Origin of the sequence: Escherichia sp. WS1451, assembly GCF_046487365.1 — a bacterium.
Taxonomy (GTDB): domain Bacteria; phylum Pseudomonadota; class Gammaproteobacteria; order Enterobacterales; family Enterobacteriaceae; genus Escherichia; species Escherichia coli.
Map to the genome: position 1 here is coordinate 108,411 of NZ_JBJQJP010000013.1, position 11,480 is coordinate 119,890.

General features: G+C 50.1%; 9 protein-coding genes and 2 pseudogenes. 7 read left to right on the top strand and 4 right to left on the bottom strand.

All coding sequences use genetic code 11. From position 1 onward, the window contains the following. Nucleotides 1-294: 294 nt before the first annotated feature. Nucleotides 295-3,819: a pyruvate:ferredoxin (flavodoxin) oxidoreductase gene (gene nifJ / locus ACJHX7_RS17130; protein ID WP_094030105.1), complete on the bottom strand. Its 3,525-nt coding sequence runs from the start codon at nucleotides 3,817-3,819 to the stop codon at nucleotides 295-297. A gap of 273 nt (nucleotides 3,820-4,092) precedes the next feature. Between nifJ and ACJHX7_RS17135 the strand changes: the two genes are divergently transcribed. After that, nucleotides 4,093-4,359, top strand: a complete 267-nt coding sequence (locus ACJHX7_RS17135) for a DUF333 domain-containing protein (protein ID WP_001295715.1) — start codon at nucleotides 4,093-4,095, stop codon at nucleotides 4,357-4,359. Here the strand turns inward: ACJHX7_RS17135 and hslJ are convergent. Both hslJ and ldhA read right to left on the bottom strand, forming a co-directional pair. Further along, entirely contained in the window at nucleotides 4,356-4,778 is a 423-nt protein-coding gene (gene hslJ / locus ACJHX7_RS17140; RefSeq protein WP_001298828.1) for a heat shock protein HslJ, read from the bottom strand. The two genes, ACJHX7_RS17135 and hslJ, sit on opposite strands and share 4 nt — an antisense overlap. A gap of 110 nt (nucleotides 4,779-4,888) precedes the next feature. Continuing rightward, complete coding sequence (ldhA, locus tag ACJHX7_RS17145) at nucleotides 4,889-5,878, bottom strand: D-lactate dehydrogenase (protein ID WP_000762229.1); 990 nt, start codon at nucleotides 5,876-5,878, stop codon at nucleotides 4,889-4,891. 207 nt (nucleotides 5,879-6,085) lie between these two features. On the opposite strand from ldhA, the gene ACJHX7_RS17150 reads away from it, so the two are divergent. The 3 genes from ACJHX7_RS17150 to ACJHX7_RS17160 are packed head-to-tail and all read left to right on the top strand — an operon-like array spanning nucleotide 6,086 to nucleotide 9,241. Beyond that, complete coding sequence (locus ACJHX7_RS17150; RefSeq protein WP_094030104.1) at nucleotides 6,086-8,725, top strand: YdbH family protein; 2,640 nt, start codon at nucleotides 6,086-6,088, stop codon at nucleotides 8,723-8,725. Then, nucleotides 8,722-8,907 carry a YnbE family lipoprotein gene (locus tag ACJHX7_RS17155; protein WP_094030103.1) on the top strand — a complete coding sequence of 62 codons (186 nt, stop codon included), beginning with the start codon at nucleotides 8,722-8,724 and terminating at the stop codon, nucleotides 8,905-8,907. The genes ACJHX7_RS17150 and ACJHX7_RS17155 overlap by 4 nt, the downstream gene beginning before the upstream one ends. Nucleotides 8,908-8,914: 7 nt before the next feature. Next, nucleotides 8,915-9,241 (top strand): YdbL family protein, encoded by a 327-nt coding sequence (locus ACJHX7_RS17160; RefSeq protein ID WP_094030102.1) that lies wholly within the window; start codon nucleotides 8,915-8,917, stop codon nucleotides 9,239-9,241. A 170-nt stretch (nucleotides 9,242-9,411) separates the two neighbouring features. Here the strand turns inward: ACJHX7_RS17160 and ACJHX7_RS17165 are convergent. Then, a pseudogene (locus tag ACJHX7_RS17165) lies at nucleotides 9,412-9,618 on the bottom strand (helix-turn-helix domain-containing protein); the annotation flags it as partial. Between ACJHX7_RS17165 and ACJHX7_RS17170 the strand changes: the two are divergent. The 3 genes and pseudogenes from ACJHX7_RS17170 to pdxI all read left to right on the top strand — a co-directional run. Beyond that, a pseudogene (locus ACJHX7_RS17170) lies at nucleotides 9,619-9,771 on the top strand (phenylacetic acid degradation operon negative regulatory protein PaaX); the annotation flags it as partial. It abuts the pseudogene before it with no gap. Next, nucleotides 9,753-10,343, top strand: coding sequence for a phenylacetic acid degradation protein PaaY (gene paaY, locus ACJHX7_RS17175; protein ID WP_001123442.1), 591 nt, complete (start codon nucleotides 9,753-9,755; stop codon nucleotides 10,341-10,343). The pseudogene ACJHX7_RS17170 and the gene paaY, both read left to right, overlap by 19 nt. A gap of 231 nt (nucleotides 10,344-10,574) precedes the next feature. Continuing rightward, nucleotides 10,575-11,435, top strand: a complete 861-nt coding sequence (gene pdxI, locus ACJHX7_RS17180; RefSeq protein WP_000097798.1) for a pyridoxine 4-dehydrogenase — start codon at nucleotides 10,575-10,577, stop codon at nucleotides 11,433-11,435. Nucleotides 11,436-11,480: the final 45 nt, after the last annotated feature.

Below are 11,480 nucleotides of genomic sequence, written 5' to 3' on the forward strand. Positions count from 1 at the left end.
AGTTCCGTTAGCCGATAAATATCATTTGTTACGCCTTAAGTAAAACCTTAATCAAATAATTCTACGGAAATGATGATAAGTTTGGTGAATATATTGTTGGCGACATATACAAAATAAAAATTATACATTTAAATAGTGATGCGTTATTCTTCGCGGGTTATATGCCTTTATTGTCACAGATTTTATTTTCTGTTGGGCCATTGCATTGCCACTGATTTTCCAACATATAAAAAGACAAGCCCGAACAGTCGTCCGGGCTTTTTTTTAGAATTGGATAATCCTTATCCAGAGCATTTAATCGGTGTTGCTTTTTTCCGCTTTTCCGGCCATTTGTGCCAGGAAGTCATAGCGTTTTTGCAAATCAGCTGCAGCATCTTTCCATAACTGTTCTGCCACTTCTGGCTGCTGCGAATTCAGACGACGGAAACGTTGCTCATGAAGTAACGTTTCTTCCAGTGCTTCTGACGGCGGGCGTGAATCCAGCGCCAGCGGCAGTTTGCCTTCATCGGCACGACGCGGATCAAAGCGATATAGCGGCCAGAAGCCGGTAGCAGTGAGTTGGCGCATCTGGTCGTGGCTGAGAGCCAGATCGTAACCATGCTCTTCACACGGGCTATAAGCAATGATCAGCGATGGTCCCGGATACGCTTCCGCTTCCTGAATCGCTTTCACCGTCTGGTTCAGCTGCGCGCCGAGAGAAATCTGCGCCACATAAACATGACCGTACATCATCATACTGACGCCAAGATCTTTACGCGCTTTACGTTTGCCATGCTCGCCAAACTTAGTTACTGCACCCAGCGGTGTCGCTTTCGATGCCTGACCACCGGTGTTGGAATAGCATTGCGTATCCAGCACCAGAATGTTGACGTTTTCCGTCAAACTCAATACATGATCCAGACCGCCAAAGCCGATATCGTAAGCCCAGCCATCGCCACCAATCAGCCAGATTGATTTTTCCACCAGTGCATCTGCGTCACGTAGCAGTTCATGTGCTTCGGCAACATCGTTGAGTTGCTGGCGTAAAGCTGCAACCTGTTCACGACGAACCTCTGGCGTGGCGTCTGATTTCAACGCATTCAGTAATTCCGTCGGAATTTTATCGGCAAATTGATCCAGCAGACGCAGCACGCGGACACGGTGTTGATCGACCGTCAGGCGGAAACCAAGGCCAAATTCGGCGTTATCTTCAAACAGCGAGTTCGCCCATGCCGGTCCACGACCGTTGGCATCGGTAGTATACGGTGTAGAGGGCAGGTTACCGCCATAAATTGAAGAACAACCCGTAGCGTTAGCGATCAACATCCGGTCGCCATAGAGCTGAGTCAGCAATTTAATATACGGCGTCTCGCCACAACCAGAGCAAGCACCTGAATATTCAAACAGCGGTGTAATCAGTTGCGATGTACGAATATCAATACGTTCCAGTTTGCTACGGTCGATTTCTGGCAGGTTGAGGAAGAAATCGTAATTGATTTTCTCTTCTTCGACATGTTCCAGCCGCGACATCATATTGATGGCTTTAATCTCTGGATTCTGACGGTCTTTCGCCGGGCAAACTTCGACGCACAGGTTACAACCGGTGCAATCTTCCGGAGCCACCTGCAAGACATATTTCTGCCCGCGCATATCACGCGATTTCACATCCAGCGAATGCAGGCTGGCAGGGGCGTTTTCCATCGCTTCAGGCGGTACCACTTTTGCGCGAATAGCTGAGTGTGGGCAAGCAGCGACGCAGTGGTTACATTGGGTACAGAGTTCCTCTTTCCAGATGGGGATCTCTTCGGCGATATTGCGTTTTTCCCAGCGCGTGGTGCCCATCGGCCAGGTGCCGTCTGGCGGCAGCGCCGAAACGGGGAGGGCATCACCAAGCCCGGCGAGCATCGCCGCGGTTACGGTTTTCACGAAATCAGGGGCGGCATCGGAAACCACTGGCGGTCGATTGGCGCTGTGCGGATTTACTGGTTGCAGCGGAACTTCTTCTACGGATTCACGTGCCAGCGCCAGAGCCTGCCAGTTGCGTTCCACCAGATCCTGACCTTTGCTACTGTAACTTTTGGCAATCGCACCCTGCAATTCTGCGAGGGCGCTATCGCCAGGCAGAATTTGCGTAAGATGGAAAAAAGCCATCTGCATGACGGTATTAATACGGGCCGCCAGGCCACATTCGCGGGCGATTTTCGCCGCGTTAATCACATAGAAGCGCGCTTTTTTCTGGTTTAACACGGCCTGAACTTCCTGCGGCAAGCGCGACCATACTTCATCTGCGCTGTACGGCGTGTTGAGCAGGAAAATGCCGCCAGGTTTTAAACGTTCAGCCATCTGATATTTATCGATAAACTGCAACTGGTGGCAGCCAACAAAATCAGCCTGGGAAATCAGATAAGCGGAACGAATCGGCTGCTCGCTCACGCGAAGGTGAGAAACCGTCAGGCCGCCCGCCTTTTTGGAGTCGTAAACAAAATAGCCCTGTGCGTACCACGGCGTGGAATTACCGATAATCTTGATATTGTTTTTGGTCGCGGAAACGCTGCCATCACTACCAAGGCCATAAAACAAGGCTTCAAGTTTCGCCGAGTTTGGCAGGGTGTTTTCCGGCAACGGCAGTGACAGATTGGTCACATCATCGTAAATACCAACCGTAAAGCGCGCTTTCGGTTTAGCCGCGTTGAGCTCGGCAAATACCGCCAGTACACAGTCCGGGCCAAATTCTTTGGATGAAAGACCATAGCGCCCACCAATGACACGGGGCAGGGTTTCGCGCTCGCCATTATTAAAGGCTTCTGCCAGTGCGGTCATCACATCCAGATAGAGCGGTTCTGCCTGGGCACCGGGTTCTTTGGTTCTGTCCAGTACCGCCACGCTGCATACGGATCCCGGCAGAGCTTGTAGCAAGTGTTTGGCGGAGAAGGGACGGTACAGGCGAACTTTCAGCACGCCGACTTTTTCGCCACGGGTTAGCAATTCATCAACCACTTCTTCACAGGTGCCAATGGCTGAGCCCATCAGGATAATCACCCGTTCCGCTTGCGGATGCCCATAATACTCAAACGGCTGATACTGACGACCTGTCGCGGCAGCGAAATCATTCATCGCCTGTTCAACATGGTCATAGACCGCGTTGTACCAGGGGTTGGTGGCTTCGCGAGATTGGAAATAAGTGTCAGGATTGGCGGACGTACCGCGGATCACCGGATGTTCCGGGTTGAGCGCCCGGGCGCGATGAGCATCAATTTCGGCCTGCGGCATGAGATCAAGAATAGTGTCATCGGCCAGCGGGACAATTTTATTGATTTCGTGGGACGTGCGGAAACCATCAAAGAAATGAATAAATGGCACGCGGCTCTTCAGCGTTGCGATGTGCGAAATGAGAGCAAAGTCTTGCGCTTCCTGGACGTTAGCCGCACACAACATCGCGCAACCCGTCTGGCGCACCGCCATAACGTCGGAATGATCGCCAAAAATAGAGAGTGCATGTGTGGCAACGGTACGTGCCGCTACATGCAGGACAAATGGCGTCAGTTCGCCTGCCAGTTTGTACAGCGTCGGGATCATCAGCAGCAAACCCTGCGATGACGTAAATGATGTTGAGAGGGCGCCAGTTTGCAAAGCACCATGCACGGTAGCGATAGCACCTGCTTCCGACTGCATTTCAACCACGCGTGGTGTGTCTCCCCAGACGTTTTTCAAGCCGTTTCCGGCCCAGGCATCAGCCTGTTCTGCCATCGTGGAACTGGGGGTAATAGGGTAGATGGCGATAACTTCACTGGTGCGAAACGCCACCGAAGCTACCGCGCCATTACCGTCAATTGTGATCATATGACACCCTTACATTGCGCAAATGAGGGGCGCACGAAATTGCTGCGCGCCCAGTAGTTATATTTCAATTTTAGCAAATGGCTTTCTGCTGCATTTTCGCTTTTGTGTCCCCCATATCAGTGTAATGAATGTTTTGATCAAACAGAGGGCAAAAAAATAGCCATAAAAAAGTAAAAATGCGGGGCAACGCGCAGGACAGCTCTCGACGTCGCCCTCTGTGCTGCCTATTATTTATGGCGGTGTCGTTTGGCTTGAAGATCAGAGGAAGAAAAGATGCGAGCAGCGTTTTGGGTAGGGTGTGCCGCTTTATTGTTGTCGGCGTGTAGTAGTGAACCTGTTCAGCAGGCGACTGCGGCGCACGTAGCGCCAGGTTTAAAAGCGTCGATGTCCAGTAGTGGAGAAGCAAATTGTGCAATGATCGGCGGTTCGCTTTCTGTTGCCCGCCAACTGGATGGTACGGCGATTGGGATGTGTGCATTACCCAACGGCAAACGCTGTAGCGAACAGTCACTTGCCGCCGGGAGCTGTGGCAGCTATTAATTCATTAAATCCGCCAGCTTATAAGTTAATGTCTGTTTCGCGGTCGCCAGCGTTAACTGGTTCGCGGTCAGATCCACTTGTGCACCTTCTTTCAGCATTTCGCTAATGGTGTTATCGAGTTCATTAAGCTGCGGGTTAGCGCACATCATACGGGTCATTGCCAGCCCTTTGGCTGTCAGTTCACCATTAGACAGTTTGCCTTCACCGCTAAAGCGGTTACACATGCTGCCGGAAATCATCATTTTTTCACCAAAGCTGATTTCTGGCGGATTTTTATCGCTGGTCACGGGCTTACCGTTTACGCTTTCCAGCACAAAGCGATGATGCTGTAGCTGTTCTGGGGTTACAGCAATTTTGTCATTACTTACACATCCCGCCATCAGCAGGCTTAGCGCAACAAACGCGGCTACTTTCTTCATTGTGGTTCTCAATTACAGTTTCTGACTCAGGGCTATTTTAAGAATAGAGGATGAAAGGTCTTTGGGGATTATCTGAATAAGCTCCCCTGGAATGCAGGGGAGCGGCAAGATTAAACCAGTTCGTTCGGGCAGGTTTCGCCTTTTTCCAGATTGCTTAAGTTTTGCAGCGTAGTCTGAGAAATACTGGTCAGCGCTTCTGCTGTCAGGAATGCCTGGTGCCCGGTAAACAGCACGTTGTGGCAGGCAGACAGACGACGGAATACGTCATCCTGGATTACGTCGTTGGATTTATCTTCAAAGAACAGATCGCGTTCGTTTTCATACACGTCCATACCCAACGAACCAATTTTCTGATTTTTCAGCGCTTCAATTGCCGCCTGAGAATCAATCAATGCACCGCGACTGGTATTGACGATCATCACGCCATTTTTCATCTGATCGAAGGCGGCTTCGTTCAACAGATGGTAGTTTTCCGGTGTCAGCGGGCAGTGCAGAGAGATAACGTCTGATTCAGAGAACAGGGTTGGCAGATCGACATACTCCACACCGAGTTCCAGCGCCGCCGCACTTGGATACGGATCGAACGCCAGCAGACGCATACCAAAACCTTTCAGAATGCGCAGCATCGCCACACCGATTTTGCCGGTACCGATAACGCCTGCCGTTTTGCCATACATAGTAAAGCCGGTCAGACCTTCCAGAGAGAAGTTGGCGTCACGGGTACGCTGATACGCGCGGTGAATACGGCGGTTCAGCGTCATCATCATACCGATGGCATGTTCAGCAACGGCTTCTGGATCATAGGCTGGAACACGGACTACTTTCAGCCCCAGTTCTTTTGCCGCGTCAAGGTCGACGTTATTGAAACCGGCACAGCGCAGGGCGATATATTTAACGCCGTGCTTTTTCAGCTCTTCCAGCACCGGGCGGCTGCCGTCATCGTTTACGAAAATACATACCGCTTCGCAGCCATTGGCAGTTTTAGCGGTTTTTTCCGTCAGCAGAAAGTCAAAAAATTCCAGCTCAAAGCCAAAGGACTCGTTCACCTGTTGCAGGTACTTCTTGTCGTACTGTTTTGTGCTATAAACGGCGAGTTTCATAAGACTTTCTCCAGTGATGTTGAATCACATTTAAGCTACTAAAAACATTTTACAAAATTTCAAATATAATTGAAAGCTATGGCGATATTGAAAAATTCATCAACAACTATGCTTAGTGTAGGCGCAACCTTCAACTGAACGGTTAAACATGCCACAATACCCGTATTGAATGCTTAATTTTTCGCTAAATCAGGATATTAACTACCCATGCTGGGTAAATATAAAGCCGTTCTCGCGCTGTTATTACTGATTATTCTTGTGCCGTTGACGCTGCTGATGACGCTCGGGCTGTGGGTTCCCACGCTGGCGGGCATCTGGCTACCGCTCGGGACACGTATTGCATTAGATGAAAGCCCACGCATTACGCGTAAAGGTTTAATCATTCCCGATCTCCGTTATCTGGTGGGAGATTGTCAGCTTGCGCATATCACCAACGCCAGCCTTTCACATCCCAGCCGCTGGTTATTGAACGTCGGCACGGTAGAACTTGATTCTGCTTGTCTGGCGAAATTGCCGCAGACGGAGCAATCGCCAGCTGCTCCAAAAACCCTCGCGCAGTGGCAGTCCATGCTGCCTAACACCTGGATCAATATCGATAAACTGATTTTTTCTCCCTGGCAGGAATGGCAGGGAAAACTCTCTCTCGCATTAACCTCTGATATCCAGCAACTGCGTTATCAGGGCGAAAAAGTTAAATTTCAAGGCCAGCTGAAAGGGCAGCAACTTACAGTCAGCGAACTGGATGTCGTCGCGTTTGAAAATCAGCCGCCGGTTAAACTGGTGGGGGAATTTACTATGCCGCTAGTGCCGGATGGACTTCCGGTAAGTGGTCATGCTACTGCGACGTTAAACTTGCCGCAGGAGCCTTCACTGGTGGATGCAGAGCTGGACTGGCAGGAAAATAGCGGGCAATTGATTGTGGTGGCACGGGATAACGGCGATCCGTTGCTCGATCTGCCGTGGCAAATTACTCGTCAACAATTGACCGTAAGCGATGGTCGCTGGAGTTGGCCGTATGCAGGTTTTCCTTTGAGTGGCCGACTGGGTGTCAAAGTCGACAACTGGCAGGCAGGGCTCGAGAACGCTCTGGTCAGCGGACGACTGAGTGTGCTGACCCAGGGGCAAGCGGGTAAAGGCAACGCGGTGCTTAATTTTGGCCCAGGAAAATTAAGCATGGATAACAGCCAGCTGCCTATGCAACTGACCGGTGAAGCGAAACAGGCGGATCTCATTTTATACGCCCGCTTACCTGCGCAGCTAAGCGGAAGTCTGACTGACCCAACGCTGGCCTTTGAGCCAGGCGCGTTATTACGTTCGAAGGGAAGAGTCATCGATTCGCTGGACATCGATGAAATCCGCTGGCCTTTAGCGGGTGTAAAAGTCACCCAACGTGGTGTTGACGGACGTTTGCAGGCCATTTTGCAGGCGCATGAAAATGAACTGGGCGATTTCGTGCTGCATATGGATGGACTGGCGAATGATTTTCTCCCTGACGCTGGCCGCTGGCAGTGGCGCTACTGGGGAAAAGGCAGTTTTACACCGATGAATGCCACCTGGGATGTCGCAGGAAAGGGTGAGTGGCATGACAGCTCGATTACGCTGACCGATCTCTCCACCGGTTTCGACCAGTTACAATACGGTACGATGACGGTTGAAAAGCCGCGACTAATTCTCGACAAGCCCGTCGTCTGGGTACGTGACGCACAGCATCCCTCCTTTAGCGGCGCGCTGTCACTGGACGCCGGGCAAACGCTGTTCACTGGCGGCAGTGTGTTACCGCCATCAACCTTAAAATTTAGCGTCGATGGACGCGATCCGACGTATTTCCTCTTTAAAGGCGATTTACATTCTGGTGAGATTGGCCCGGTTCGGGTAAATGGTCGCTGGGACGGTATTCGTCTGCGCGGTAATGCCTGGTGGCCTAAACAATCACTGACCGTATTCCAGCCGCTGGTGCCACCCGACTGGAAGATGAACTTACGCGATGGCGAACTATATGCCCAGGTCGCATTTTCTGCTGCGCCTGAACAAGGATTCCGCGCGGGAGGGCACGGTGTGTTGAAAGGCGGTAGTGCCTGGATGCCAGATAATCAGGTTAACGGTGTCGATTTTGTCCTGCCTTTCCGTTTTGCCGATGGAGCCTGGCATCTGGGGACTCGCGGCCCCGTTACGTTGCGAATTGCCGAAGTGATTAATCTGGTGACAGCGAAAAATATTACGGCTGATTTGCAAGGGCGTTATCCGTGGACTGAAGAAGAACCATTGCTGTTGACTGATGTTAGCGTTGATGTGTTAGGCGGTAACGTGCTGATGAAACAATTACGTATGCCGCAACATGACCCGGCGCTGTTGCGGCTGAATAATCTTTCCTCCAGCGAACTGGTTAGCGCCGTCAATCCGAAACAATTCGCCATGTCCGGGGCATTTAGTGGTGCATTGCCGTTATGGCTAAACAACGAAAAATGGATAGTGAAAGATGGTTGGCTGGCAAATAGCGGGCCAATGACCTTGCGGCTGGATAAAGACACCGCAGATGCGGTGGTGAAAGACAATATGACTGCGGGTTCAGCAATTAACTGGTTGCGCTATATGGAAATTAGCCGTTCATCGACAAAAATTAATTTAGATAATCTCGGTTTATTAACCATGCAGGCCAACATTACAGGTACCAGTCGCGTTGATGGTAAAAGCGGTACGGTAAATCTTAATTACCATCATGAAGAGAATATTTTTACGCTGTGGCGCAGTTTACGCTTTGGCGATAATCTCCAGGCATGGTTGGAGCAGAACGCACGTCTGCCGGGAAATGACTGTCCGCAAGGAAAAGAGTGTGAGGAAAAACAATGAAAATTTTACTGGCTGCGTTGACGTCATCTTTTATGCTGGTTGGCTGTACGCCTCGCATTGAAGTCGCTGCCCCTAAGGAACCGATCACTATCAATATGAACGTTAAAATTGAGCATGAGATCATCATCAAGGCAGACAAAGATGTCGAAGAGCTGCTTGAGAGCCGTAGCGATCTTTTTTGAGGTGATGATGAAAAGAACATTACTTCTTTGTGCATTTCTTGTTGGCTTGGTAAGCAGCAATGTAATGGCATTGACTCTGGATGAAGCCAGAACTCAGGGGCGGGTAGGTGAAACATTTTATGGTTATCTGGTTGCGCTGAAAACGGATGCTGAAACAGAGAAATTAGTAACCGACATTAATGCCGAACGTAAAGCGAGTTACCAACAACTGGCAAAGCAAAATAATGTGTCGGTAGATGATATCGCGAAACTCGCCGGGCAAAAGCTCGTAGCTCGGGCCAAACCGGGGGAATATGTACAAGGGATAAACGGTAAATGGGTGCGAAAATTTTAATAGCAAAACCGCACTATCGGGATAACGCTACAGGAGAAGGCGATTAATCTATTTTCCGGAAACAAGATGATTATTCAAAAACTCCTGTCAAATTGCCTTTCGCCCTGAAAATGAATAGTCAAATATCTGTTTTAACTAATTAGCGTTGCTGTACATGCAACGCTAATTAGTTAGCGGAATTTACGTCGATACTCGCCTGGCGTCATCCCAAAGCGTTGCTTAAATACCGTTGAAAAATGACTCTGGTCGGAAAATCCCCAATGAAAGCCAATGCCTGCCAGTTTTTCATCATCTGCGGCATGGCGAATCGCATCTGCACAAAAATCGAGACGACGGTTACGGATATATTGCGCGACTACCAAACCTTTATCGGCAAACTTTATCAGCGCGTAGCGCCTACTGCTTTAGCGTTCGTTAGTGAAAAAGGTGAAACCTCGGTCGGTGAATTGCCTGCGCCGGGAAGCCTGTATTTTCAACGTTTTGGCGGCTTGAATATTGAACAGGAGGCGTTATGCCAATTTATCAGATAGACGGTCTGACTCCGGTTGTGCCAGAAGAGAGTTTTGTCCATCCGACAGCGGTATTGATCGGCGATGTTATTCTCGGCAAGGGCGTTTACGTTGGGCCAAATGCCAGCCTGCGTGGCGATTTTGGTCGTATCGTGGTGAAAGATGGCGCGAACATTCAGGATAATTGCGTTATGCACGGTTTTCCCGAGCAGGATACTGTCGTGGAAGAAGATGGACATATTGGTCATAGCGCTATCCTTCACGGCTGCATTATCCGCCGCAATGCATTAGTGGGAATGAACGCGGTAGTGATAGACGGTGCGGTGATTGGCGAGAACAGCATTGTTGGCGCATCCGCATTTGTGAAAGCCAAAGCAGAAATGCCAGCTAATTACCTGATTGTCGGCAGCCCGGCGAAAGCGATTCGTGAACTCAGTGAGCAGGAGTTGGCATGGAAAAAGCAGGGTACGCATGAGTACCAGGTGCTGGTGACACGCTGTAAGCAGACGTTACATCAAGTCGAGCCATTGCGGGAAGTTGAACCTGGCAGGCAGCGCCTGGTATTTGATGAGAATCTGCGACCGAAACAGTAACGTCCTGATGCTGGACGTTCTAATTTTTAGCATGTGATACCTAAACCGCAACGCTGATACAGGTTGCGGTTTTTTTATTGCCGAATGCGGGGCTTTACGCGTTTTGTTTTGGTGTCTTTCAGGGCAATAGAGCAACTCATCCAGTAATCTTGTTTACGCCTTCGCATTATTTAACTCTTTTCGTTTCTATACTGATTTTTCTGAATTCGTTTTATTACAGGGCAGGGTGCGATGAGCAGCAACACATTTACTCTCGGTACAAAATCCGTTAACCGTCTTGGTTATGGCGCGATGCAACTGGCAGGTCCTGGGGTTTTTGGCCCCCCAAGAGATCGCCACGTCGCTATAACTGTGCTGCGCGAGGCGCTGGCATTGGGCGTCAATCACATTGATACCAGCGACTTTTATGGTCCGCACGTCACCAATCAGATTATCCGCGAAGCGCTTTATCCTTACTCTGACGACCTGACCATTGTTACTAAAATTGGGGCGCGGCGTGGAGAGGACGCCTCCTGGTTGCCCGCATTTTCTCCGGCAGAGTTGCAAAAAGCGGTGCACGATAATCTACGTAATCTCGGGCTGGACGTACTGGATGTGGTTAACCTGCGCGTTATGATGGGGGATGGTCATGGCCCAGCGGAAGGATCGATTGAAGCCAGCCTGACCGTGCTGGCAGAGATGCAAGAACAAGGCCTGGTAAAACATATTGGTCTGAGCAACGTTACACCGACGCAGGTTGCAGAGGCGCGTAAGATTACCGAAATCGTCTGTGTGCAGAACGAATACAACATTGCTCATCGTGCTGATGACGCAATGATTGATGCTTTGGCTCGTGACGGCATTGCCTACGTGCCGTTCTTTCCGCTCGGGGGCTTTACGCCGCTGCAATCTTCAACGCTTTCCGATGTTGCTGCGAGCCTGGGTGCAACACCAATGCAGGTGGCGCTGGCGTGGCTGTTACAACGTTCACCGAATATTTTGCTGATCCCAGGGACGTCTTCTGTTGCGCATTTACGGGAGAATATGGCTGCTGAAAAATTGCATCTTTCTGAGGAAGTGTTGTCTACGTTGGATGGTATTTCGCGAGAATAACGAATATACAAAAGGGAAAGATGCATTTCCCTTTTGTTTCTTTTT